This is a genomic window from Kitasatospora sp. NPDC001540, from assembly GCF_042894345.1.
Classification (GTDB): Bacteria; Actinomycetota; Actinomycetes; order Streptomycetales; family Streptomycetaceae; genus Kitasatospora; species Kitasatospora phosalacinea_C.
In genome coordinates this window covers 54121-77775 of record NZ_JBIAVO010000017.1, presented here as the reverse complement: position 1 = coordinate 77775, position 23655 = coordinate 54121, and the positions used below count along the sequence as shown (strand labels likewise).

The window sequence follows — 23655 nt, the reverse complement described above, 5'->3', positions numbered from 1 at the left end:
CCCCGGCCGGGCCCGTCGGTCGTCCGGTCCGGTCAGCCGGCCGTGATCGACAGGGCGTGGTGGAACGTGTCGGTCGGGTCCCAGACGGCCTTCGCCCGCTGCAGGCGGGGGTAGTTGCCCTTGTAGTAGAGCGTCTGCCAGGGCACGCCCGAGGTGTTCCACCGCGGGTCGGCGAGGTCGACGTCCGGGTAGTTGATGTAGGAGCCGTCGTTGGCCGCGTTGCTGACCGGCACGCCGCCGGTGGCGGCGTACACGTCCCGGTAGAGCGAGCCCATCCAGGCCAGGTGGCGGGCGTCCTGGGCGGGGTCGGGCCAGTAGGTGGTGAAGTTGGCCTTCAGGATCGAGTCGCGCTGCGGCATCGCGGTGGCGTCGGGGGCGACGGTGTTGACCCGGCCGCCGTAGGAGTAGAGCAGGATCGAGCTGTGCCCGTCGTACCCGGGGTCGGAGAGGTAGCGGTACAGGGTGGCGATCTGGCCGTCGTCCCAACCCCGGCGCAGGTAGGCGCCCTTGGACTTGGCGCGGTTGAACGCGCCGGTGTCGTACGGGTCCTTGAGGGTGGCCTTCAGCCACGGCGAGGTGGACTGGCTGCGGGCGGCGGGTGCCTGGACGCCGGCCGCGACCGCGTCGAGGTAGCGGGTCATCAGGCCGGCCGCGTCGGGGAGGGTGTTGTCGATCTGGGCGCTGAGGGTCACGGTGCCGACGGCGACGTTGCCGAGGATCAGCACGCTGTGCAGCCCGGCGTAGGGCGAGCCGTCGGCGCTGTTGGCGGCGTGCCAGGCGCCGTGGTTGCGGACGACGGCGGCGAAGTCGGCCGCGTTCAGGTCGCTCCACTTCCACACCGCGGCGGCCTTCAGCAGGGTGGCCGGGGGCTTGGGCAGCAGCCCGGCCGGGTCGGTGCCGGTGGCGCCGGGCGTGCGGAACCAGTAGCGGGTGACCACGCCGAAGTTGCCGCCGCCGCCACCGGTGTGCGCCCACCACAGTTCGCGGTTGGGGTCGCCCGGGTCGCTGGTGGCGACCACCGCGCGGGCGGTGCCGGAGGCGTCCACCACGACCACCTCCAGCGCGTACAGGTGGTCGACGATCGCGCCGTGGGCGCGGCAGAGCGCGCCGTAGCCGCCGCCGGTGACGTGGCCGCCGACCCCGACGGTCGGGCAGGTGCCGCCGGGGACGGTGACGCCGTGGTCGAGGTAGAGGGTGCGGTAGACGTGGCCGAGGGTGGCGCCGGCCTCGACCATGAAGGCGCGGCGGGCCGGGTCGTAGCCGACCGCGGTCATCTCGGATATGTCGACGAGCGTCCGCACCGCGGGGTCGTCGACCAGCCCGTCCAGGCAGTGGCCGCCGCTGCGGACGGCGATCCGCCGCCCGTTCTGCACCGCCTCGTTCACCACCGCGACCACCTGCGCGGTGGTGTACACCACCCGCACCGAGTCGGGCTGCCCGACGAAGCGGCCGTTGTAGCCGCGCGAGGTGAGGTCGAGGTAGCGCGGGTCGCCGGGCGAGACGGTGCGGGCGGCCGGGGTCGGCGCCGCGGCTGAAACGACATCGCTGTTGACAGCGTCGTCGGCATAACTGTCAATCGAGGGGAGTGCCACGGTGCCGCCGAGTGCGGCGGCCACTCCGAGGAACCCGCGGCGGGTCGTTTCAGCCAAGGTCAACACCAAGCCCTTTCCCGTTGTCGCGACCGTCCCGCCGAATGGCCGGAATGCGCGCGATCGGACCGAATACCGGGCACGATACGCAGCCCGCCCGACGGGATGCCGCCCGTCGCGGGCCGGGGCGGTACTGCGTCACGTGCGGTGGGCGACTATCGAATACCGGGATTTTCGGAGGCGCGAGTTCCGGTCAGTACTGCGCGGTGTGCAGGACGGGCCAGCCGCGGTCGCGGGCCAGTTCGGTCATCAGCGGGTCGCGGCCGACCACCCGCGGGTTGCCGACCACCCGCAGGATGGTGAGGCCCTCGCGGCGGTCGCCGTAGGCGAAGCACTGGGCGGCGTCCAGGCCGAGCCGGGCCATCGCCTCCACCACCACCTCGGAGCCCGCCTCGCCCGGCGAGTCGGCGTACAGCACCAGATCGGCGACGAAGCCGGTGCCCGAGGTGGTCGGGTGGCCGGCGGCCGGCCAGTCGGCCGGGTCGCCGGGCGGTGGTCCGCCGGCGACGCAGACCAGCAGGTCGCCGGCCGAGCGGTGGCGGGCCGCCGCCTCCAGCACGGTGAGCACCGAGCCGGCCGACAGCAGGTCGTGTCTCACGTCGAAGAATGCCGCGCGGCGGCCGGTCCGATTGATCACGTTCCCCCGTTCCCGTGCTGCTCCCACCTTCTTCGCGCGCGGGGCGCGACCGACCTTGGCAATCATGCCGCAAGCATTTGCGGTCGTGAAGTCTCAACTTTGCCGACGGGTGAATTCCCATTCTCGAAAGAATAATATTCCGTTCGGTATCGATCCGCCCCCGACCGCGGGCCCCGACAGATGACATGAGCACGTCCAGTAACTTTACAGCTCCCTTGACACGATTTGACAGCTAGTGTTGTATCTGCTTCGACAAGGTCGCCTAGCAGGGGAAGCGAGATGGCCGAGCGAGACGGCGGGACGGTCGGGATCATCCTGGCCGGCGGACGGGGAGAACGCGCGAAGCCCATCACCCTGGAGTCCGCGGACTACATCCGGAGCAAGGCACTGATCCCGTTCGCGGGCCGACGACTGATCGAGTGGGTCGTCGACGCCTGCCGGGAACAAGGCATCCGCCGCTTCTACGTGGTGGCGCAGGGCCTGGAGAACCGCAGCCAGATCAAACTGCTGCTGGGCCACGGCGAGCAGTACGGGGTGGAGGTGCGCTACTCGCGCTCCAGCTTCGACCGCTACAACGTCGGGTCCGGCGCCGCCACCCTGCACAACCTGGAGCAGTGGGACCTCACCGGGCGGGCGCTGGTGCTCCCGGTCGACTCGGTCTTCGACTTCTCCCTGGCCGAGCTGGAGGCCACCCACGAGGGGAGCGACGCCGTGGTCACCGTGGCCGCGGTGGCCCGCAGCCCGCTCGAGGTGGCCGGCAAGTACGGCGCGATGCGCACCGGCGCCGACGGCCTGGTCTCCGGCTTCGTCGAGAAGCCGAGCCTGGCCCGGGTGCACGAGGTCTTCCCGGAGGCGACCAGCGACGACTGCGCCCTGGTGCCCACCAACGCGGGCATGTACCTGGTGGACTGCGGCCGGCTGCGGCTGGCCGCCCGGGACCCGCGGCTGATGCGGCAGGCCCAGCAGCGCCTGGACTGGGGCGGCGACCTGCTGCCCTGGCTGGTCGAGCACGGCCGCACGGTGGCCGCGCACCACATCGCCCGGCTCGGCGACCTCGGCAACGTCGAGGACTACCTGGCGACGCTGCGCCAGGTGCTGTCCGGCGACTTCCACCAGATGAACCGGCTGATGCCCGCACCGCACAACGACCGCCCGCGGTACTGGATCCACGAGAGCAGCCTGCACACCAAGGACGACGCCTCCGGCACCACCCTCGCCGACAAGATCGCCAGCGGCGACGTGGTGATCGGCCCGGGCGTCCGGATCGGCCGGCACGTCACCGTCGGCCCCGGCGTCCGGCTGGAGCACGCCGACATCGGCGACGGCGCCGAACTGCGCGAGGGCGCCCGGCTGAGCGGAACCTCGCTCGGCGACTCCTCGCTGATCGGCCCGTACGCCTGGATCAGCGACTCCTACATCGGCCCGATGGCCGACATCCGCTCCACCCGGGACGACCCGGTCCGGATGGACGGCTACTGCGCGGTCGGCGACGGCGTGCACGTCCGGCAGGGCACCAGGCTCACCGGCGTGAGCATCTACCCGCGGCTGCGGGTGCCGGCCCTGGCCAACCTGCCCTCGGGCACCCGGCTGACCAGCCCCGACGACATCCTGCGCTGGATCTGAGCGCGCCCGGACGGTCCGGCGCGGCCCGAGCACCCCCGAGCGAACCCGAGCAGGACTCGGGAAGACCCCGAGAGACGAGGAGCAAGCGATGGACAACCCCGTGGCGGTGATCGGCGGCTCGGGACGGCTGGGCCGCCTGATCGCCCAACGACTGCTGGACCGCGGCGTTCCGGTCCGCGCGATCGGCCGCAGCGTGCAGCGCGCCCGGCGCAGCCTGCCGCCCGGCGCGCTCTTCTTCGAGGGCGACGTCCGCCGGCCGGAGACCCTGCGCGAACCGCTGGCCGGCGTCTCGGCCCTGGTCTACTGCGTCGACCCGGGCACCGCCGACAGCGGCCCGGACCGGCCGGAGACCACCGTCTACCAGGGCGTGCGCAACGCCCTGGCGGCCGCCGTCGAGGGCGGCCACCGCCCCCGGGTGGTGCTGGTCAGCCAGATCCACGCCACCCACCTGGCCCACCCGCTGAACGCCTACGGCCGGGTGCTGGAGTGGCGGCTGGCCGGCGAGAACGCGGTCCGCGACTCCGGCCTGCCGTACACCGTGATCCGGCCGGGCTGGCTCACCGACACCCGGGAGGCCGGCGAGCGGATCCGGCTGGAGCAGGGCGACCTGGGCTTCGGCCAGGTCTCCCGGCCGGACCTGGCCGAGGCCTGCGTCCAGGCGCTGCTCCACCCGGCCGCGGACGGCGTCACCTTCGAGATCTTCAACGAGCCCGGCAGCGCCTCCCCGGCGTGGAGCGAGGCGTTCGCCGGGCTCCAGGGCGACCGGACACCGGTGGGCTGACGACGAGATGAGCCAACACCACGAGGCCCGCAGGGCCGCGATCGAGGCGGCCGCGATCGGACCCGGCCGCGCCCAGCCGCTCGGCGCCACGCTGGACGCCGACGGGGTCAACTTCTCGCTCTACTCCGAGCACGCCACCCGGGTCGACCTGCTGCTCTTCGCCCACCACGAGGACCCGGCCCCGGCCCGGGTGATCCCGCTCGACCCGGAGCGGCACCGCAGCTACCACTTCTGGCACTGCCACCTCTCCGGCCTGACCAAGGGCCAGGTGTACGCGTACCGGGTCGACGGCCCGCGCCGCACCAAGGAGTCCGGCACCTTCTTCAACCCGCGCAAGGTGCTGATCGACCCGTACGCCCGGGCCAACGTCAACTCGCTGTGGGACCGCACCCGGGCGGTCGGCACCGAGGACAACTGCGCGTACTCGATGCGCAGCATGGTGGTCGACCTGGACGGCTACGACTGGGAGGGCGACGAGCCGCTGCGCACCCCGCTGGCGGACACCGTGATCTACGAGATGCACGTCGGCGGGCTCACCGCCTCGCCGTCCTCGGGGGTGGCCCACCCCGGCACCTTCAACGGGGTGGTGGAGAAGATCCCGTACCTGAAGGAGCTCGGCGTCACCGCGGTCGAGCTGCTGCCGGTCTTCGACTTCGACGAGCGGCAGGTGCTGCGGATCGGGCCGAACGGCGCGCCGCTGCACAACTACTGGGGCTACGACCCGTTCGGGTTCTTCGCGCCGCACACCGGCTACTGCTCGGACCCGTGCGAGTGCACCCACATCACCGAGTTCCGCGACATGGTGAAGGCGCTGCACCGGGCCGGCATCGAGGTGATCCTCGACGTGGTCTTCAACCACACCTCGGAGGGCAACGAGAACGGCCCGGTGATCAGCTTCCGCGGCCAGGCCAACGAGGTGTACTACCACCTGTGGCCGCAGGACCGCCGGCACTACATGGACTTCACCGGCTGCGGCAACGCGATCAACGCCAACCACCCGGCGGTGGCCAAGTTCGTCATCGAGTGCCTCGAGTACTGGGTGACCGAGCACCACGTGGACGGCTTCCGGTTCGACCTGGCCTCGGAGCTCTCGCGCGGGGCCGGCGGCTACGAGATGGACGTGCCGCCGGTGCTGTGGGGGATCGAGCTGTCCGGGATCCTCTCCGAGTCGAAGATCATCGCCGAGCCGTGGGACGGCGGCGGCCTCTACCAGGTCGGCCGCTTCCCGGGGAAGCGCTGGGCCCAGTGGAACGGCCCCTACCGGGACGACGTCCGGCGCTTCGTGCGCGGCGACGCCGGCCTGGTCGGCACGGTGGCGACCCGGCTCGGCGGCTCGCCCGACCTGTTCGGCAAGGACGGCGAACTGCCCACCAACAGCATCAACTTCATCACCTGCCACGACGGCTTCACCCTCAACGACCTGGTCAGCTACAACGAGAAGCACAACTGGGCCAACGGCGAGGCCGACGCGGACGGCGCCCACGAGAACTTCAGCTGGAACTGCGGCGTGGAGGGCCCCAGCGACTCGGCGGAGGTCGAGCGGCTGCGGGTGCGGCAGATCAAGAACCACGCCGCCGTGCTGCTGCTCAGCCGGGGCGTGCCGATGCTGCTGGCCGGCGACGAGTTCCGCAACAGCCAGGGCGGCAACAACAACGCGTACTGCCAGGACAACGAGACCGCCTGGCTGGACTGGGACCAGGCCGAGAAGGAGACCGAGGTCCGGGACTTCTTCCGGAACATGACGGCGGTGCGCCGGCGCTTCCGCGCGGTGCGCGAGGCCCGGTTCTTCTCCGGCCGCACCAACGCCCGCGGCCTGCCCGACGTCACCTGGCACGGCACCCGGCTGGGGCAGCCGGGCTGGGACGACCCGCAGGCCCGGGTGCTGGCGCTGACCCTGGCCGGCTTCGACGGCGACCCGGACCTGCACGTCGTCCTCAACATGTTCCACCTGGGCCTGGACTTCGAGCTGCCGTCGATCGACGGCCACCGGTGGGCCCGCCTGGTGGACACCGCGCGGGGCCCCGGCGCGGACGTCCTCGCCCCCGGCACCGAGGCGCCCGTCCACGGTCAGAGCTTCCACGCGCAGGGCCGCAGCGTCGTCGTCCTGGTGGCGCTGCCCGACGAGGGAGGAACGCACCGATGAACGCACCCGACACCTGGCGGATGTACTCCGACAGCATCGCCGGCTACATCACCAGCTACGACCCCGCCCACGACCGCTTCGGCCTGCGGACCTCGGACGGGCGCGAGTTCACCATCCACCTGAACGGCTTCCTGAGCTCGGAGGTCGTCCGCAACCTCGGCGACGGCCCGCGCGACACCAGCGCGGCCACCCGCGACATGCTGGCCGAGGGCCGGTACGTCTTCGTCTACGGCCTGTTCTACCGCTGGGACGGCGGCGAGCGGATCGAGGCCCGGCAGATCACCTTCCCGGAGACCAGCCGCGGCAACTACGTCTTCGAGCACCCCAACTGGTGGGTGCAGCAGGCCGCCGAGATCGCCGACTTCTACCTGCGCGGCCACTTCCCGGACGGCCCCGGCAAGGACGGCCGGTACGACTGGCGCAACTTCCGCACCCGGCTCACCCTGAGCGGCACCCACGTCCCGGACTTCACCGGCGCGGACGTGCGGCAGGAGACCGACACCATCTCCCGGCTGGTCTACGGCCTGGCCACCGCCTTCATGCTCACCGGCGAGGAGCGGTTCCTGAACGCCGCCGAGTCCGGCACCGAGTACCTGCGCGAGCACATGCGGGTCGTCGACACCGCGGAGGGCGTCGTCTACTGGTACCACGGCATCGACATCGGCGGGGCCGGCCAGCGCAAGGTCTACGCCTCGGAGTTCGGCGACGACTTCGACGCCATCCCGATGTACGAGCAGATCTACGCGCTGGCCGGGCCGACCCAGACCTACCGGATCACCGGCGACCCGCGGATCCTGGAGGACGTCGACCGCACGGTCGCCCTGTTCGAGCGCTTCTTCCGGGACGAGGACCAGGGCGGCTTCTTCTCCCACCTCGACCCGATCACCATGGACCCGCGGGCCGACTCGCTCGGCCCCAACCGGTCCCGGAAGAACTGGAACTCGATCGGCGACCACGCCCCGGCGTACCTGATCAACGCCTACCTCGCCACCGGCCGGGAGGACTTCTCGAAGCTGCTGGAGGAGACCGCCGACACCATCGCCGAGCGCTTCCCCGACGAGCCGGGCAGCCCGTTCGTCCAGGAGCGCTTCCACGGCGACTGGAGCGCCGACCGCTCCTGGGGCTGGCAGCAGAACCGCGCGGTGGTCGGCCACAACCTCAAGATCGCCTGGAACCTGACCCGGATCCGCGCCCTGCACGACAAGCCCCGCTACTCCGAACTGGCCGAGCGGATAGCCGAGTTGATGCCCTCGGTCGGCAGCGACCAGCAGCGCGGCGGCTGGTACGACGTGGTGGAGCGGGTGGCCGACCCGGACACCGGCGTGCACCACCTGGTCTGGCACGACCGCAAGGCCTGGTGGCAGCAGGAGCAGGCGATCCTCGCCTACCTGATCCTGGCCGGCGTCTCCGGCGACCCGGAGCACCGACGGCTGGCCCGCGAGTCGGCCGCCTTCTACAACGCCTTCTTCCTCGACTACGACGACGGCGGCGTCTACTTCAACGTGCTGGCCAACGGCATCCCGTACCTGGTGGGCACCGAGCGGCTCAAGGGCAGCCACTCGATGGCCGGCTACCACGCGCTGGAGCTGTGCTACCTGGCCGCCGCCTACACCGGCCTGCTGGTCACCTCGGCGCCGCTCACCCTGCACTTCCGGCCGCAGCCCGGGGCCTTCCCGGACCACCTGCTGCGGGTGGCGCCGGACCTGCTGCCGGCCGGCTCGGTCCAGCTCTCCCGGGTGTGGATCGACGACGAGCCGTACCAGGACTTCGACCCCAAGCAGCTGACCGTCCGGCTGCCGCTGAGCAGCCGCCCGCTGAAGGTCCGGGTGGAGGTCGAGCCGGCCGACATGCGGCTGCGGGTCTCCAGCGACTTCGACGGCAAGACCGCGCACGTCCACTGCGAGGGCGTGATCGACCGCGACGAGCTGGAGAAGTTCCGCCGCTGCCTGACCGAGGCGCTGTCGGTGGAGCCCCGCCGGGTGGAGTTCCACCTCTGCAAGGTGACCGAGATCGGCCGCCCGGCCATCAACGAACTGCTGTTCCAGCGCGCCAAGATGGGCCTCGAGGTCGACTTCGTGATCGTCGGTTGCAGCCTCCCCGAGGTCACCCAGGCCCTGCTGGCCACCGACGCCTTCCTGGTCGACGAGGACCGGAGCTGCGTCACGGACTGACCCCGCCGCCCCGCCCCCGCCGGGCCCCACCCGGCGGGGGCGGGGCCCGGCCCGACCGCCATCGCGCCAGAACCTCACCCAAGGATCGATGTGTCCATGATTTCGAACCTCCGTGCACCGCACTCCGGCCTGCGGCAGGACGGAATCTCCGTGTACTGCCACGAACTCTTCAGCTGCTTCGCCCGCTCCGACCAGCGGCGCTGGGGCGAGGTCTACCTCCGCGGCCTGCGCCAGGCGGACGGCCGCAAGACCCCCGCCAACATCTCCGAGCAGGTGCTCGGCCGACGCACGGTGCAGCCCATCCAGCAGTTCGTCAACCAGTCCACCTGGGAGGTAGGCGACGTCCGCCGCCGACTCGCCGAGCTGGTCGCCGCGGCCGCCGCCCCGCTCGCCTGGTCCGTCGACGACGTGGTGTTCGCCAAGAACGGCACCCGCTCGGCCGGTGTCGCCCGCCAGTTCGTCCACGCCGAGGGCCGCACCATGAACTGCCAACTGGCCCTGGCCACTTCGCTGGTCCTGCCGCACGGCGCCCAGCCGGTCGCCTGGCAGCTGGCGCTGCCCCGGCACTGGGACACCGACCTGGCGCTGCGCAGCCAGGCCCACGTCCCCGAGGAGGCCCGGCACCTGCCGCGCTGGCGGCTGCTGCTCGACTCGGTCGACGAGATGCTGGGCTGGGACGTGCCCAGTGCCCCCGTGCTCGCCGACTGGAGCAACGAGAAGGAGGTCGAGCCGCTGCTGCTCGGCCTGGAGGAGCGCGGCCTCGGCTACCTGGTCCAGGTCGGCGCCGGCACCGTGCTGCCGGCCTGCACCGCCCGCGCCCAGCGGGCCCTGCCGGTCGCCCACGGCGCCCCGCCGGTGCGCCGGGCGCCCGCCACCGTCCGCCGGCGGGCCGCCGAGCTCGCCGACGAGCTGGTCCCGCAGGGCGACCGCGCGGTGCTGGCCTGGCGGGACGGGCCGACCTCCCGGGCGCGGCCCTCGCAGTTCCTGGTGGTGCCGCTCTCCGACGGGCGCGGCGCCCGCCGCGGCCGCTTCGCCGAGCTGGTGCCCGCCGCCCCCCGTCACCTGGTGGTCGAGTGGCCGTTCGGGCGTTCCCAGCCGCGCACCTACTGGGTGACCGACCTGCCGGTGCACCGGCTGCCCGAGCTGGTCGCCCTCGCCGAGCTGCGCGGCCGCTCCGCCGACGCCGTCGAGCGGCTGCACCTCGACTACGGCCTCGGCGACTTCGAGGGCCGCTCCTACCGCGGCTGGCACCACCACGTCACGCTGGTCGCCGCCGCGCACGGCTACGACCTGCTGGGTCGGATGGCCGACCTGGGGGCGGCCCACGAGACCTCGGCCACCGGCTGACCGGCGCCACCGGCACCTCGGGGGCGGCCCGACGGGCCGCCCCCGAGCGCAGGGTCCGGTGGCGCGTCCGGGTCCGGGGAGGACGTCCACCGGGCCCGGCTCAACGCGCCGCGTCGAACGGCACCCCGGTCAGTTGTTCGCTCAGCGCCCGCAGCCGCGCCCGCGCGCCGCTCTCGTACGCCTGGTTGCTGGCCCGGGCCTCGGTCGAGCGGTTGAAGTACCGCCCGGTGACGCCGTCCAGCGCCGGGTCGGTGACCAGCCGCAGGGTGTGCCGCACGCCCTCGGCGACGGTGCTCTGCGGGGTGTAGAGGTTGACCACCATCTTGGTCGGCATGTACGACGCCGGGTGCAGCGCGTTGACCGTCACGCCGGTGCCGGCCAGCGCCTCGGCCAGGTCGAAGGTCAGCATGATCTGGGCCAGCTTGGCCTGGCAGTACGCCTGGACGCCGTCCCAGCCGCGGCGCAGCATCACGTCGTCGAAGTTGACCGGCGCCTGGCCGGCCGAGGAGACGTTGACGATCCGGGCCGGGGCGGAGCGGGCCAGCAGCGGGGCGAGGCGCACCGACAGCAGGTACGTGGCCAGGTAGTCGACCTGGAAGGTCAGCTCGTGGCCGTCCCAGCTCTCCTGGCGGTCGAGCTCGACGCCGATGCCGGCGTTGTTGACCAGCGCGTCGAGCCGTTCCAGGCCGGCCGCCTGCTCGGCGAGCTTGTGGATGTCGGAGAGCCGGGCGAAGTCCGCCAGCAGGTAGCTGATCCGGTCGTTGCCGGTCTCGGCGCGCAGTTCGGCGAGCAGGGCCTCGCCCCGCTCCCGGCTGCGGCCGTGCAGCACCAGGGTGGCGCCGCGGGCGGCGAGTTCGCGGGCCATCGCGCGGCCGAGGCCGTCGGTGGCGCCGGTGATGAGGACGGTCTGTTCTTCGATGGGGGTCACAGCAACCTCCGTGCTCTGGAGAAGGGCGCTGCCCGGAAGCGCCGTCGGTGCTTCCGGGCAGCGGATGGCCGGTCAGACGATCGGGTGGCCACTGGCGGTGGTCTCCGGGACGTTCTCCTTGACGTCCCAGTGCTCCGCGATCAGACCGTCGGCGATGCGGAAGACGTCCACCACGGCCATGCCGCGGTCGCCGTCCTGCGCGGTGAAGTGGCTGTGCACGAAGACCAGGTCGTGGTCGGCGGCGATCCGCCGGATCGTGAACCGGCCCTCCGGGACCTGGGTCTTGAAGCCGGCGACGAACTCGACCACCGGCTTGCGGCCGTCGGGCAGGTTGGGGTTGTGCTGGACGAGGTCCTCGGCGAGGAAGCGGTCGGCCTCGTCGGTCTCGCCGTTGTTCCAGACGGTGGTGAGGTACTGGGTCACCAGCTGCTTGTTGCTCTCGGACATCGTGGACTCTCCCGTTCGTGGGTATCGGTGGTGCCTGGTGGTCAGGAATTGGATGGTGCGGGGACCGGCTGCTCGGCCGGAGCCGGGGCCGCCGGAGTCTTGGTGCCGCGGCCGGACAGCACGTGCGCGCCGGCCGCCGCGATCAGCATCAGCAGGGCGAGCCCGGGCATCAGGGTCGCGCCAACCGAGGGCAGGAAGGTGGAGCCGATCAGGCTGCCCAGGCTCATGCCCAGGTACAGCGCGGAGGCGTTCAGCGCCAGGATCAGCGCCGGGTGGGCGGGCAGCACGGCGATCAGCCGGGCCTGCTGCGGTGCCTGGTACATCTGGCTGAAGAAGGCCCAGCCGGCGAACAGCAGCAGGCCGGCGACCGCCGCCTTCGGGGTGACGACCAGCAGGGCCAGGGCCGCGCCCAGGCCGACCAGCGACACCGTGATGGTGCGGGTGCCGCCGAGCTTCTCGCTGATCCGCGGCGCCAGCGCGTTGCCGAGCACGCCGACGACGCCGAAGGCCATCAGGGTGCCGGAGACCATGCCGGCGGAGGCGTCGAAGCGGGCCGCCAGGTAGGCGCCGGCCACGCCGTACACGGTGAACTGGGCGGCCATGAACAGCAGGGTGGTGGTGACGGTGGGCAGCGCGCCGGGGGTGCGCAGCGCGGCCCGGTACGCCTGGGCGGTCGGCGGTTCGCCGGCCGGCAGGTCCGGGACCAGCACCGCCACCAGCACCAGGGCCAGCGCGGAGAGCGCGCTGACGCCCAGCAGGGCCGGGCGCCAGCTCATGGTGGAGCCCAGGAAGGAGGCGAGCGGGACGCCGAGCACGGAGGCGGCGGTCATGCCGGCGAACACCGTGGCCAGGGCCCGGTGGCGCCGCTCCGGTCCGACGATGGCCGCGCCGGCCGCCGAGGAGGCCGGTCCGAAGATCGCCGCGCCGACCGCGCCGAGCACCCGGGTGAGCGTCATGGTGGTGTAGTCGGGGGCGACGGCGCTGAGCCCGCCGCCGACGGTGAGCAGCGCCAGGCCGAGCAGCAGGACCTTCTTGCGGTCCATCCGGCGCAGCAGGGCCGGTGCCGTCGGCGCGCCCACCGCGAAGGTGAGGGCGAACACGGTGACCAGCAGGCCGACGCTGGCCGGGGCGACCTCCAGGCTCTTGCCGATCGGGGCGTTGAGGCCGACGACGGCGAGCGAGATGGTGCCGAGGCTGAAGTAGCCGAGTGCCAGCGCGAGCAGGGCAGGGGTGGGGTTTCGAGGATTCACGGGACCTCGTTTCGCAGGTGAATTCCGGTGCGCGGTGAGCAGGTTCGGGTGACGGCGTCGGCCGGACGTGCCCGCGTTCGAAACGCTAGCCAGGCGGCCTGGGTCCGGCGCCCGGAGCGCCCCCCGGCGGGGCACTGTGAAAGGTCGTCAGCGGTACTGCGTCAACTCGTGACCGGTGGGGACGGGACGGTGGAACAGCAGGGGCACCGGGCGACCGGTGGCCACCATCCAGTGCTCCAGGCCGCTGACGGCGACCAGCAGGACGGCGGTCGCCCCCAGGGTGGCGATCGCGGGCAGGAACGGGGCCCCGGCGGCCAGGCCGAGCAGGCACAGCCCGACCCCGATCCGGGTCGCCGAGGCGGCGCCGAACATCCGCCAGCGGGTGTAGCCGAAGGTCAGGGCGAAGATCGCGGCGCCGATCGGGAGCAGGGCCGCGCTCGGGTCGTGCGGGACGCCGGTGGGGTGGGCGACGGTGTTGCCGGTGCCGACCGCGACCAGCAGCAGGCCGAGCACCAGCACCAGGTGGCCGTAGCTGAGCACGTCGCGCACCACGGTGGCCGGGGTGCGGTGGGTGCGCATCGCGTGCTCGACGGCGGGCGCGGCGAGGTGGAAGTACAGCCACCACAGCGCGCCGCCGATCACGAAGCTGAGCACCAGGGCGGCGATCAGCGCGGCGGTGAGCGCCCCGGCCGAGGCCCGGGCGCCGACCGCGAGGATGTTCTCGCCGAGCGCGATGATGATGAACAGGCCGAAGCGCTCCGGCAGGTGGGCCGCGCTGTAGGTCATGGCGTGCAGCCGACGGCTCATCACCGCGGGCAGCACCGCCTCGGCCAGGATGGCGCCGGCCCAGATCGCGGCCCGGGCCGGGCCGCTGACGAAGGCCCCGGCGGTCAGCGCCAGCGCGAACACCACGCCGACCGAGTACGGGTGGATGGTGCGGGCGAAGGGGCGGTCGCGCCGGGTGGCCTCGCCCATCAGCAGCCGCAGCACCAGGTACGAGCCGGCGAACAGCGCCGCGCCGGCGTGCCCGGACATCGCGCGCGGCGCGGCCACGCCCATGCCGTAGGTGGCCAGGCCGGCGGCGAGCAGCAGCAGCCGTTCGACGTGGGTCTCCTCGACCATGGTGACGGCCAGTGCGACGTCCACCCAGGCCCACCACAGGGGGGTGAGCATCAGCAGGGCCTGGCCGAACGTCGCCCAGCTGGGCGAGTGGCCGAGGATGTGGGTGGTCTGGCTGACGCCGAAGGCGAGCACGATGTCGTAGAACAGTTCCGCCCAGGTGGCCCGGGAGCGGGTGCCGTCGGCGGCGTGCTCGTGGCGGTGGTGGTGGAACATCTCCTCACCCTCTCTGCCCGGGCGCGGACGTCCGGGCGGTACGGGCAGTGGCCGGCCCGGCCGCCGCGGGGCGGTGCGGGCCGGCCGGTGGGGGTCAGGCGTCGTACCGGGCCAGCTCCTCGGGGGTCTGGTCGGTGTAGCCCTGGCTGACCTCGATGACGACGCCGTCCGGGTCGGTGACCCAGACCGTGCGCCAGCCGGGGATGTACTCGTCGAAGCCGAGCGGGCCGAGCGAGACGTTCAACTCGCCGTCGGCGTCGGCCAGGAAGGCGTCCACGTCGTCCACCTGGAAGGCCAGGTGGCGGACCGTGCCGGGGTTGGCCGGGCCGTCCTCCTTGGCGGCGGGGGCGGGGTCGGCGTCGCTGGCGAACAGCTCCAGCCAGGCCTCGCCGCGGCGCAGGAAGACCACCTGCCAGCCGTCGCCGGCCACCACCCGGGCCCGGCGGAAGCCGAACCAGCGGGTGTAGAACTCCTCGGTGGCCGCCTGGTCGCGGCAGTTGAGCCCGACGTGCGCCCAGCGCAGTGCGGCGGGTGCGGTCATCGCGGCCTCACTTCCCGAGCACGGGGGCGAACGGCGCGCTGTCGTGGAAGTTCGCCATGTAGACGATCTCGCCGCCGACGACGCGGAAGTAGTTGCACACCGCGGCCTCGACCTCCACGCCGCCGTGGGTGCGCCCGGTGATCCGCGAGACCACGGCCGCCTGCTCGCCGTCGATCACCACGTGGACCGGCTTGTTGGCGAACTCGGCGTAGGTCTCCGGGAATCCGCGCATCATCTCGCGCAGCGTCTCCCGGCCCTCGACGTGTCCGGCGAGCTGCTCGTCCATCACCGTGTCGGCGGCGAACAGGTCGCACCACGGGTTCCAGTCGCCCGCGTTGGCGAGCTCGTAGTAGCGGTCCACGACACCCCTGGTGTCCATGGGTCTCCTCCTGGGTCTGGGGTGAACTCGGTGGGTGGGGGCGGGCGTTACGGGAGCTCGACGCCGAGCTGGGCCATCAGGCCGGCGGTGTCGGCCTGCACCCAGCGCTCGACGACCTTGCCGTGCTCCAGCCGGTAGACCTCCAGGCTGGTCCAGCTGACCTCCTTGCCGGTCGGCTCGATCCCGAAGAACGGGCCGACGTGCCGACCGGTGAAGGTGATGTGCATGATCACCTTGTCCGGGTCGGCCGGGTAGAGGGCGTCCAGGTGGGCGTGGAAGTCGAGCGCCTCGTGGGCGCCGATGATGATGCCCTTGAGCTCCTCCAGGCTGGTCACGCTCCAGGCCGGGTTGTTGTCCCGGAACCCGGGGCCGAACAGCTCGTCCAGGTCGTCGTAGCGGTGCGCGTTGACCGCGTCGCTGACCCGCTGCACCACGGCGGTGTTCTCGGCGCCGCGGGCCAGCTGCGCCTTCAGGCCGAGCAGGTCGTCCTGCGCCCAGCGTTCGGCGAGCAGGCCGTCCTCGGCGCGCCAGATCTCGGTGGTGGTCCACTCGACCCGCCGGCCGGTGGCGGGGATGCCGAGCACCTCGCCGCGGTGGGTGCCAGTGAGCTTCACCCGGGTGACCACGCGGTCCCCGGCGGTGAACGCCTCCTGCAGTTCGCCGCGCAGGTCGAGCGAGTCGTGCGCGGCCTTGAGCGCCTGCTGGTAGCTCTCCAGGCTGCTGATGTCGAAGCCCGGGTGGTGGTCCCGGAACGCGGGGTCGATCACGGCGGCGATGCCGTCGGGGTCGTTGCGGTTCAGCGCGTCCAGGAAGCGCCGGTACAGGTCGAGGTTGTCCTGCTGGTCTGCCATCGTCGGCCTCCGGTCGGGGGTCAGGGACGGTTGAGGATCAGATCGGCGGCCTTCTCGCCGATCATCACGCTGGGGGCGTTGGTGTTGCCGGCCACCACGGTCGGCATCACCGAGGCGTCGGCGACCCGCAGGCCGTCGATGCCGTGCACCCGCAGGTCCGGGCCGACCACGGCGTCCGGTCCGGGGCCCATCCGGCAGGTGCCGGCGGGGTGCCAGAGGGTCGTGGCGTTGGCGCGGACGTACGCGCGCAGCTCCGCGGTGCCGACGGCTCCCTTGCCGGGGCCGTACTCCTCCCCGCGGAAGTCGTCGAAGGCCGCGGTGTGGGCCAGTTCCCGGGCCAGCCGGACGCCTTCGACCAGGACGTCCAGGTCGGCCGGGTCGCCGAGGTAGCCGGGCCGGACCAGCGCGGTGGAGCGCGGGTCGGTGTCGCGCAGGGTCACCGTGCCGCGGCTCGCGGGCAGCAGCGCGATGGGCGCGAAGGTGAAGCCGGGGCCGGCCCGCAGTGCGGCGGGGGCGTCGGCGGGCAGGAACTTCACCGGCCCGAAGGTGAACTGCAGGTCCGGTCCGCGCGCGGGGTCGGCGGCGGCGGTCCGGGTGAACAGGCCCGCCTCGGAGAGCGGCGCCCCGGGCGGCAGTTCGCGCAGCGACTCGTAGCAGACCGGCGCGAACAGGTGGTCCTGCAGGTTGCGGCCCACCCCGGGCAGGTCGAGGAGTACCTCGACGCCCGCGGCGCGCAGCTGGTCGGCCGGGCCGATGCCGGACAGCAGCAGCAGCTTGGGGCTCTCGAACGCGCCCGCGCAGACGACGACTTCGCGTTCGGCCCGCAGGGTGTGCGTCCGGTCGCCCTGGAGGTACTCGACGCCGACCGCGCGGCCGTCCTCGACCAGGATCCGGGTCGCCTGGGCGCCGGTCTGCACGGTGAGGTTGGGGCGGGCCAGGGCCGGCCGCAGGTACCCGGTGGCGGTGCTGGAGCGGCGGCCCCGCGGGGTCCGGGTGTGCTGGTAGTGGAACCCGAAGCCCTCCTGGTGCTCGGCGTTGTAGTCGCCGTCGCCGCCGTGGCCGGTCTCCCGGGCCGCGGCGACGAACGCCTCGGCCAGCGGGGTCGGTTCGTCCGGCGCGGCGACCCGCACCGGGCCGCCCTCGCCGCGCCAGGCGGAGGCGCCGCCGGCGTAGTCCTCCGAGCGCCGGAAGTACGGCAGGACGTCCTGGTGGCCCCAGCCGGGGTTGCCCAGGTCGCGCCAGCCGTCGTAGTCGCGGTGGCTGCCGCGCACCCACATCAGCGCGTTGACCGCGCTGCAGCCGCCGACCAGCCGGCCGCGGGCGACCGGGATCCGGCGCCCGTCGACGCCGGGTTCCGGCTCGGTGGCGTAGCCCCAGTCGACGGCCGCGCTCCAGTCGGCGGTGAGCAGCGCCAGCAGCGCGCCGGCGTCGGTGCGGTGCAGTTCCTCGCGTCCGGGCCAGCCGCCGGCCTCCAGCAGGACGACGTCCGCGGAGCCGTCCTCGCTGAGCCGGGCGGCCACCGCGGCGCCGGCCGAACCGGCGCCGACCACCACGTAGTCGGCTGCCATCAGCCGATGTCCTCGACCGGGGTGAGGATGCCGACCCGGTAGCGGACGATCCGCGGCGCGCCGGTGGCCGGGTCGCGGTCCAGCTGCCAGCTCTGCTTCACCCGGAACACCTTCCGGGCGCCCTCGGCCAGGTGCTCGGCGGCCCAGACCACGGTCAGCTCGATGTCGACCAGGCCGTCCGCCTCGGCGGCGGTGAACTCCTCCAGGGTGTGGCTCTGGTCGGCGAAGGCCTCGCCGACCACGGCGTACCAGTCCCGGAAGTCGGCGTGCGAGCGGAGCGTGCGTTCCGGGAACGCCATCTCCAGGCCCTCGTCCGCCACCAGCGGCAGGAGCTCCTCCACCGGCTTGTGGCCGCTCAGCAGGTCGAACCAGTTCTGTGCGAAATCCCTGATTTCCGGGTTCTCCCCGGAGTTCGTCTCGGGCATTTCCGATTCCCCTTTCCGCAATTCGTGGGCGCGGCTGACAGGGACGCTAGAATCCGGCCCGCCGGAGCGTCAACGGCCCGCCGCGCCCGCCTCCGCACTGTGCGAAGTCCCCTCCCGTCCTTCGGCAACTCGGCTGCTCGAAGGCGTCCCGGTCGGCCCGGACGCCGAACCGCGGGACATGCCGAAGTGCTTTCGCCGACTTCGCAGTGTCCCGGCGGACGGGGCCCCGGCCCTGGTGCGAATTCCGCGGCGGCTGTTAGACAGAACCGCCGCCGACTTCCGGCGGGAATGCGCAAGGCAATCGAAGGAGAACACCGCCGATGGCGAAGAAGCGAATCCTCATCGTGCTCTCCGAGTACGGGTACTGGGGCGAGGAACTGGTCGGGCCGCTGGAGACCTTCGACCGGGCCGGCTACGAGGTCACCTTCGCGACCCCGACCGGCAAGCGCCCGGCGGCCCTGCCGCCGAGCATGGACCCCGAGTACATCGACCCGCCGCTGGGCCGCTCGGTGACCAGCACCGAGATGGCCGAGAAGGTCAAGGTCCTGGACCGCTCCAGCCGCCTGGACGCGCCGCTGGACCTGTCCTCCTGGCTGCCGGACCGCCCGTACCGCAGCCGCAGCGACTTCCTGCGCGCCTGGGAGGGCTACCACACCCGCCGCGAGCAGGTGCGGGCGCAGATCGCCGAGCGCTACGACGCGCTGCTGATCGTCGGCGGCAGCGGCCCGATCGTCGACCTCGCCAACAACTGGCGGATCCACGACCTGATCCTGGCCTTCCACGCCCTGGACCTGCCGATCGCCGCCGAGTGCTACGGCATCGCGGCCCTGGCCTTCGCCCGCGAGCAGGACGACCGGGTCAGCATCCTGCGCTACAAGCACGTCACCGGGCACTGCATCGAGTACGACTACAAGGACGGCACCGGCTTCATGGGCACCGACTTCGTGATCGGCCCGCCGCCGTACCCGCTGGAGTACATCCTCCGCGACGCGACCCTCCCCGAGGGGGCCTTCCACGGCAACTTCGGCAAGGAGACCTCGGTGATCGTCGACTACCCGTTCATCACCGGGCGTTCCACCCCGGACTCCTACCTCACCGGCCAGAAGCTGGTCGAGGTCCTGGAGCACGGGCTGCGCCAGTGGGGCTTCACGGCCTGACCCGCGCCGGGGGCGGGGGGGGGGGGGGGGGGGGGCCGCCCGCCCCCCCCCCCCCCCCCCCCCCCCTCCCCCGCACCGGCAGACCCAGCGCACACGAGGAGGCACAGAGATGGCCAGCAGGCCCGCACGGGTGGCGATGCTCGAACAGTTCGAGGCCGACGGCGTCACCCACATGTTCGGCAACCCCGGCACGGTCGAGCAGGGGTTCCTGGACGAGCTCCGCAACTTCCCCGGCATCCAGTACGTGCTGGCCCTCCAGGAGGCCACCGTGGTCGGCCTGGCCGACGGCTACGCCCGGGCCACCCGCCGGCCGGCCCTGCTCCAGCTGCACTCCGGTGTGGGCCTCGGCAACGGCATCGGCATGCTGTACCAGGCCATGCGCGGCCACGCCCCGCTGGTCGTCCTGGTCGGCGAGGCCGGGCTGGGGTACGACGCCATGGAGGCCCAGATGGCCGCCGACCTGGTCGCCATGGGCGAGCCGGTCACCAAGTGGGCGACCCGGGTGGTCGACCCCCGCTCCACCCTGCGGGTGCTGCGCCGCGCCTTCAAGGTCGCCGCCACCCCGCCCTACGGCCCGGTGCTGGTGGTGCTGCCGGCCGACGTGCTGGACGCCGAGACCGACGAGCCGGTGGTGCCCACCTCGTACCTGGAGACCGCGGCCGTCCCCGCCCCGGAGACCGTCGAGCGCGCCGCCGACCTGCTGGCCGGCGCCGAGCGGCCGCTGCTGGTGGTCGGCGACGGCGTGCACTTCTCCGGCGCCCAGGCCGAGCTGGCCCGCCTCGCCGAGGTGTGGGGCGCCGAGGTGTGGGGCGCGGACTGGTCCGAGGTCAACCTGCCCGCCGACCACCCGGCCTACCGCGGCCAGTTGGGCCACATGTTCGGCGAGTCGAGCCGCCGGGTCACCTCGGCCGCCGACGCGGTGCTGGTCACCGGCACCTACGTCCTGCCGGAGGTCTACCCGGCCCTGGACGGGGTGTTCGCCCCCGGCGCGCCGGTGGTCCACGTCGACCTCGACAGCGGCGCCATCGCCAAGAACTTCCCGGTCGACCTCGGCATCCTCGCCGACCCCCGCCAGTCGCTCGGCCGGATCGCCGACGCCCTCGACGCCCGGCTGACCCCCGAGCAGCGCCGCCGGGCCGCCGACCGGCTGCGTGCCTGGGGCGCCGAGCAGGCGGCCGCCCGCGCCGAGGCCGACGAGCGCGACGCCCGCGAGGCCGCCGGCGCGCTCACCGCCGCCGACTTCGGCCGCGAGCTCGCCGCGCGGCTCCCCGCCGACGCGATCCTCTTCGACGAGGCGCTGACCTGCTCGCCCGGCCTCTTCCGCCACCTGCCGCCGAACACCCCCGGAGAGTGGTTCCAGACCCGCGGCGGCTCGCTCGGCGTCGGCATCCCCGGCGCGCTCGGCGCCAAGCTCGCCCACCCGGAGAAGACCGTGGTCGGCTTCACCGGCGACGGCGGCTCGATGTACACCTTCCAGGCCCTGTGGACCGCCGCCCGCTACGACATCGGCGCCCTCTTCGTCATCTGCAACAACGGCCGCTACAAGCTGCTCGACCACAACATCGCCCAGTACTGGGACAGCCAGGGCATCGAGCCGCACGCCCTCCCCGAGCTGTTCGACCTGACCCGTCCGGAGATCGACTTCGCCGCGCTCTCCCGCTCGCTCGGCGTCCCCGCCGTCCGGGTCGACAAGCCCGACCAGGTCGCCCCCGCGATCGCCGAGGCGCTGGCGAGCGGCGGACCGTTCCTGATCGACCTGGTGGTGGGCCGGTGAGCACCCTCGCCGAGCCCGTCGGCCGACTGGCCGGCCGGAGGATCGCCGTACTGATGGAGAGCGACTTCTACGAGCCCGAGATCCTCTACTACCAGCGCCGGTTCGCCGAGGAGGGCGCCGCCGTCCACTTCCTCACCCGGCTGTGGGGCAACGACCGGCTGGTCTTCCGCGGCCACGAGCACGGCATGCCGTTCGAGGTCAGCGAGTCCTTCGAGGACGTCGACGAGTTCGAGCTGCGCCAGTACGCGGCGGTGATCGTGCCCTCCGGGATCGTCGCCGACCGGCTGCGCTACACCGAGGACGTCGACCGGCTGCCGCCCGCCGCGCTGTTCCTGCGCCGCGCCTTCGCCGACCCGGCGATCGTCAAGGGGATCATCTGCCACGGCATGTGGCTGGCCGCCCCGGTGCCCTCGGTGATCCGCGGTCGGCAGGCCGTCGTCCACAACAACCTGCTGGGCGACCTGCGGAACATGGGCGGCGTCTTCGTCGACCGCGACGTGGTGGTCGACGGCGACCTGGTGACCGCCCGCACCGGCAACCACTGCCACCTGTTCGCCCGCACCATCATCGACCGGATCGGTCACCGCTGATCCCGCTCCCCCCGCGCGTCCCGCCACCGAGAGGAGTTCCGCCATGTCCGCCCGTACCGCCGTGTTGTCCCCCCGCGCCGCCTCAGCAGTCCGTCGTCGGCCGGAGCCAGTAGGGCGGATCCCGGTGCTCGACGTCAGACCGGCCGTCGACGGCGGCCGCCGGCCCGCGAAGGCGGTCGAGGGCGAGACCTTCGAGGTGTCCGCGACGGTGTTCCGCGAGGGCCGGGAGGCGGTCGGCGCCAACGTGGTGCTGCGCGGCCCCGGCGGTCGCCGCGGGCCGTGGACGCCGATGCGCGAGCAGGCCCCCGGCACCGACCGCTGGACCGCCGAGGTCACCCCCGCCGTCCCCGGCCGCTGGACCTACGCCGTGGAGGCCTGGAGCGACCCGGTCACCGGCTGGCAGCGCACCGCCGCGGTCAAGGTCCCGGCCGGCGTCGACGTCGAGGTCACCCTGGTCGAGGGCGCGCAGCTGCTGGAGCGGGCCGCCGGGAACGTCCCGCAGGGCCGCGGCCGCGGCGTCCTGCTCGGCGCCGCCGCCGCGCTCCGCGACCCGGACCGCCCCCCGCTGGAGCGGCTGCTGATCGCCCGCCGCCCCCGGGTCACCGCCGTCCTGGAGCGCTACCCGCTGCGCGAACTGGTCAGCAGCTCACCCGAGTTCGAGCTGGTGGTCAGCCGGAAGCGGGCGCTGTTCGGCTCCTGGTACGAGTTCTTCCCGCGCTCGGAGGGCGCGGTGGTCGACCCGACCGGCGTCGAGCCCCCGGTCTCGGGCACCTTCCGCACGGCCGCCGAACGGCTGCCCGCCATCGCCGCGATGGGCTTCGACGTGGTGTACCTGCCGCCGATCCACCCGATCGGCCGGGCCCACCGCAAGGGCCCGGACAACACGCTGACGGCCGGTCCGCACGACGTCGGCTCGCCCTGGGCGATCGGCTCCCCCGAAGGCGGCCACGACGCCGTCCACCCGGACCTGGGCACCCTCGAGGACTTCGACCACTTCGTCGCCGAAGCCACCGCACTGGGCCTGGAGATCGCCCTCGACTTCGCCCTCCAGTGCTCACCGGACCACCCCTGGGTGCACAAGCACCCCGAGTGGTTCAGCCACCGCGCGGACGGCACCATCGCCTACGCCGAGAACCCGCCCAAGAAGTACCAGGACATCTACCCGGTCAACTTCGACCAGGACTTCGACGGGATCGTCCGCGAGACGGTACGGATCCTGCGCTTCTGGATGGCCCGCGGAGTGCGGATCTTCCGCGTCGACAACCCGCACACCAAACCGGTGAACTTCTGGGAGAAGGTGCTCGCCGACATCGCCCGCACCGACCCGGACGTGCTCTTCCTCGCCGAGGCCTTCACCCGCCCCGCGATGATGCACACCCTGGGCAAGATCGGCTTCCACCAGTCCTACACGTACTTCACCTGGCGCACCACCAAGACCGAACTCACCGAGTACCTCACCGAACTCACCGGCGAGGCGGCCGCCTGGATGCGCCCCAACTTCTTCCCCAGCACCCCCGACATCCTCCCCGAGCAGCTCCAGGCCGGCGGCCCCGCCGCGTTCGCCCTGCGCGCCGTCCTCGCCGCCACCCTCTCCCCCAGCTACGGCATCTACGCCGGCTACGAGCACTTCGAGAACCGGGCCGCCCACCCGGGCTCGGAGGAGTACCTCGACTCCGAGAAGTACGAGCTGCGCCCCCGCGACTGGACCCGCACCGACACCCTCGCCCCGCTGCTCACCGCCCTGAACCGGCTCCGCCGCCGCCACCCCGCGCTGCAGCAGCTGCGCGACCTGCGCTTCCACCCCGTCGACAACGAGGCGATCATCGCCTTCTCCAAGACCGCCCGCGCCGCGGACGGCACCGAGGACCGGGTCGTCACCGTGGTCAACCTCGACCCGCACCACGTCCAGGAGGCCACCGTCACCCTGGACCTGCCCGAGGACACCAAGGTCAGGGACGAGCTGACCGGCGAGCTCTACCTCTGGGGCCGTCACAACTACGTCCGGCTCGACCCGGCCGTCGCCCCCGCCCACCTGCTCACCCTGCGCCAGGACGGCTGA

20 protein-coding genes are annotated in these 23655 nt (G+C 72.8%); 9 read left to right on the top strand and 11 right to left on the bottom strand.

Annotated elements, in window-relative coordinates; all coding sequences use genetic code 11:
- Positions 1–32: 32 nt before the first annotated feature.
- Both ACFY00_RS20885 and ACFY00_RS20880 read right to left on the bottom strand, forming a co-directional pair.
- Entirely contained in the window at positions 33–1649 is a 1617-nt protein-coding gene (locus ACFY00_RS20885) for an FAD-binding oxidoreductase (protein ID WP_388033002.1), read from the bottom strand.
- Positions 1650–1842: 193 nt separating this feature from the next.
- Positions 1843–2247 carry a hypothetical protein gene (locus tag ACFY00_RS20880; protein ID WP_388033001.1) on the bottom strand — a complete coding sequence of 135 codons (405 nt, stop codon included), beginning with the start codon at positions 2245–2247 and terminating at the stop codon, positions 1843–1845.
- Between the two features lie 318 nt (positions 2248–2565).
- Here ACFY00_RS20880 and ACFY00_RS20875 point away from each other — a divergent pair, with 318 nt between their 5' ends.
- The 5 genes from ACFY00_RS20875 (at position 2566) to ACFY00_RS20855 (ending at position 10351) form a co-directional block, all read left to right on the top strand.
- Complete coding sequence (locus tag ACFY00_RS20875) at positions 2566–3909, top strand: sugar phosphate nucleotidyltransferase (RefSeq protein WP_388033000.1); 1344 nt, start codon at positions 2566–2568, stop codon at positions 3907–3909.
- 88 nt (positions 3910–3997) lie between these two features.
- Positions 3998–4690 (top strand): SDR family oxidoreductase, encoded by a 693-nt coding sequence (locus ACFY00_RS20870; protein ID WP_388032999.1) that lies wholly within the window; start codon positions 3998–4000, stop codon positions 4688–4690.
- 7 nt (positions 4691–4697) lie between these two features.
- Positions 4698–6833 carry a glycogen debranching protein GlgX gene (gene glgX, locus ACFY00_RS20865; RefSeq protein ID WP_388032998.1) on the top strand — a complete coding sequence of 712 codons (2136 nt, stop codon included), beginning with the start codon at positions 4698–4700 and terminating at the stop codon, positions 6831–6833.
- Positions 6830–9004, top strand: coding sequence for an AGE family epimerase/isomerase (locus ACFY00_RS20860; protein ID WP_388032997.1), 2175 nt, complete (start codon positions 6830–6832; stop codon positions 9002–9004). The genes glgX and ACFY00_RS20860 overlap by 4 nt, the downstream gene beginning before the upstream one ends.
- Positions 9005–9100: 96 nt before the next feature.
- A complete protein-coding gene (locus tag ACFY00_RS20855) occupies positions 9101–10351 on the top strand; it encodes an IS701 family transposase (protein ID WP_388032996.1) in 1251 nt (416 codons plus the stop codon).
- A gap of 100 nt (positions 10352–10451) precedes the next feature.
- Here ACFY00_RS20855 and ACFY00_RS20850 read toward each other — a convergent pair whose 3' ends face one another.
- The 9 genes from ACFY00_RS20850 to ACFY00_RS20810 all read right to left on the bottom strand — a co-directional run bounded on the left by ACFY00_RS20850 (position 10452) and on the right by ACFY00_RS20810 (position 18075).
- On the bottom strand, positions 10452–11279 hold the full coding sequence (locus ACFY00_RS20850; protein WP_388032995.1) for an SDR family NAD(P)-dependent oxidoreductase: 828 nt from the start codon (positions 11277–11279) through the stop codon (positions 10452–10454).
- Positions 11280–11351: 72 nt separating this feature from the next.
- The gene (locus ACFY00_RS20845; protein ID WP_388032994.1) at positions 11352–11726 is read right to left on the bottom strand and encodes a nuclear transport factor 2 family protein; all 375 of its coding nucleotides are present in this window, start codon (positions 11724–11726) and stop codon (positions 11352–11354) included.
- Positions 11727–11767: 41 nt separating this feature from the next.
- A complete protein-coding gene (locus tag ACFY00_RS20840) occupies positions 11768–12976 on the bottom strand; it encodes an MFS transporter (protein WP_388032993.1) in 1209 nt (402 codons plus the stop codon).
- A gap of 147 nt (positions 12977–13123) precedes the next feature.
- Positions 13124–14311, bottom strand: coding sequence for a low temperature requirement protein A (locus ACFY00_RS20835; RefSeq protein WP_388032992.1), 1188 nt, complete (start codon positions 14309–14311; stop codon positions 13124–13126).
- 94 nt (positions 14312–14405) lie between these two features.
- Complete coding sequence (locus ACFY00_RS20830; protein ID WP_388032991.1) at positions 14406–14852, bottom strand: VOC family protein; 447 nt, start codon at positions 14850–14852, stop codon at positions 14406–14408.
- Between the two features lie 7 nt (positions 14853–14859).
- Positions 14860–15231 carry a nuclear transport factor 2 family protein gene (locus tag ACFY00_RS20825; protein WP_388032990.1) on the bottom strand — a complete coding sequence of 124 codons (372 nt, stop codon included), beginning with the start codon at positions 15229–15231 and terminating at the stop codon, positions 14860–14862.
- A 47-nt stretch (positions 15232–15278) separates the two neighbouring features.
- Positions 15279–16082 (bottom strand): ester cyclase, encoded by an 804-nt coding sequence (locus tag ACFY00_RS20820; protein WP_388032989.1) that lies wholly within the window; start codon positions 16080–16082, stop codon positions 15279–15281.
- 20 nt (positions 16083–16102) lie between these two features.
- Positions 16103–17650: a GMC family oxidoreductase gene (locus ACFY00_RS20815; protein ID WP_388032988.1), complete on the bottom strand. Its 1548-nt coding sequence runs from the start codon at positions 17648–17650 to the stop codon at positions 16103–16105.
- Positions 17650–18075 (bottom strand): hypothetical protein, encoded by a 426-nt coding sequence (locus ACFY00_RS20810; RefSeq protein ID WP_388032987.1) that lies wholly within the window; start codon positions 18073–18075, stop codon positions 17650–17652. Before ACFY00_RS20810 ends, ACFY00_RS20815 begins: the two co-directional genes overlap by 1 nt.
- Before the next feature lie 320 nt (positions 18076–18395).
- On the opposite strand from ACFY00_RS20810, the gene ACFY00_RS20805 reads away from it, so the two are divergent.
- The 4 genes from ACFY00_RS20805 (at position 18396) to ACFY00_RS20790 (ending at position 23655) form a co-directional block, all read left to right on the top strand.
- Entirely contained in the window at positions 18396–19232 is an 837-nt protein-coding gene (locus ACFY00_RS20805; RefSeq protein ID WP_388032986.1) for a type 1 glutamine amidotransferase domain-containing protein, read from the top strand.
- A 109-nt stretch (positions 19233–19341) separates the two neighbouring features.
- On the top strand, positions 19342–21006 hold the full coding sequence (locus ACFY00_RS20800) for a thiamine pyrophosphate-binding protein (RefSeq protein ID WP_388032985.1): 1665 nt from the start codon (positions 19342–19344) through the stop codon (positions 21004–21006).
- 53 nt (positions 21007–21059) lie between these two features.
- A complete protein-coding gene (locus ACFY00_RS20795) occupies positions 21060–21596 on the top strand; it encodes a DJ-1/PfpI family protein (RefSeq protein ID WP_388033008.1) in 537 nt (178 codons plus the stop codon).
- A 43-nt stretch (positions 21597–21639) separates the two neighbouring features.
- Complete coding sequence (locus tag ACFY00_RS20790; RefSeq protein ID WP_388032984.1) at positions 21640–23655, top strand: alpha-1,4-glucan--maltose-1-phosphate maltosyltransferase; 2016 nt, start codon at positions 21640–21642, stop codon at positions 23653–23655.

What these genes read in the sequence shown, in the direction of transcription:
- ACFY00_RS20875 (WP_388033000.1), top strand. Translation starts at nt 2,566, where the DNA reads ATGGCCGAGCGAGACGGCGGGACGGTCGGGATCATCCTGGCCGGCGGA.
- ACFY00_RS20870 (WP_388032999.1), top strand. Translation starts at nt 3,998, where the DNA reads ATGGACAACCCCGTGGCGGTGATCGGCGGCTCGGGACGGCTGGGCCGC.
- glgX (WP_388032998.1), top strand. Translation starts at nt 4,698, where the DNA reads ATGAGCCAACACCACGAGGCCCGCAGGGCCGCGATCGAGGCGGCCGCG.
- ACFY00_RS20860 (WP_388032997.1), top strand. Translation starts at nt 6,830, where the DNA reads ATGAACGCACCCGACACCTGGCGGATGTACTCCGACAGCATCGCCGGC.
- ACFY00_RS20855 (WP_388032996.1), top strand. Translation starts at nt 9,101, where the DNA reads ATGATTTCGAACCTCCGTGCACCGCACTCCGGCCTGCGGCAGGACGGA.
- ACFY00_RS20845 (WP_388032994.1), bottom strand. Translation starts at nt 11,726, where the DNA reads ATGTCCGAGAGCAACAAGCAGCTGGTGACCCAGTACCTCACCACCGTC.
- ACFY00_RS20835 (WP_388032992.1), bottom strand. Translation starts at nt 14,311, where the DNA reads ATGTTCCACCACCACCGCCACGAGCACGCCGCCGACGGCACCCGCTCC.
- ACFY00_RS20830 (WP_388032991.1), bottom strand. Translation starts at nt 14,852, where the DNA reads ATGACCGCACCCGCCGCACTGCGCTGGGCGCACGTCGGGCTCAACTGC.
- ACFY00_RS20825 (WP_388032990.1), bottom strand. Translation starts at nt 15,231, where the DNA reads ATGGACACCAGGGGTGTCGTGGACCGCTACTACGAGCTCGCCAACGCG.
- ACFY00_RS20820 (WP_388032989.1), bottom strand. Translation starts at nt 16,082, where the DNA reads ATGGCAGACCAGCAGGACAACCTCGACCTGTACCGGCGCTTCCTGGAC.
- ACFY00_RS20815 (WP_388032988.1), bottom strand. Translation starts at nt 17,650, where the DNA reads ATGGCAGCCGACTACGTGGTGGTCGGCGCCGGTTCGGCCGGCGCCGCG.
- ACFY00_RS20810 (WP_388032987.1), bottom strand. Translation starts at nt 18,075, where the DNA reads ATGCCCGAGACGAACTCCGGGGAGAACCCGGAAATCAGGGATTTCGCA.
- ACFY00_RS20805 (WP_388032986.1), top strand. Translation starts at nt 18,396, where the DNA reads ATGGCGAAGAAGCGAATCCTCATCGTGCTCTCCGAGTACGGGTACTGG.
- ACFY00_RS20800 (WP_388032985.1), top strand. Translation starts at nt 19,342, where the DNA reads ATGGCCAGCAGGCCCGCACGGGTGGCGATGCTCGAACAGTTCGAGGCC.
- ACFY00_RS20795 (WP_388033008.1), top strand. Translation starts at nt 21,060, where the DNA reads ATGGAGAGCGACTTCTACGAGCCCGAGATCCTCTACTACCAGCGCCGG.
- ACFY00_RS20790 (WP_388032984.1), top strand. Translation starts at nt 21,640, where the DNA reads ATGTCCGCCCGTACCGCCGTGTTGTCCCCCCGCGCCGCCTCAGCAGTC.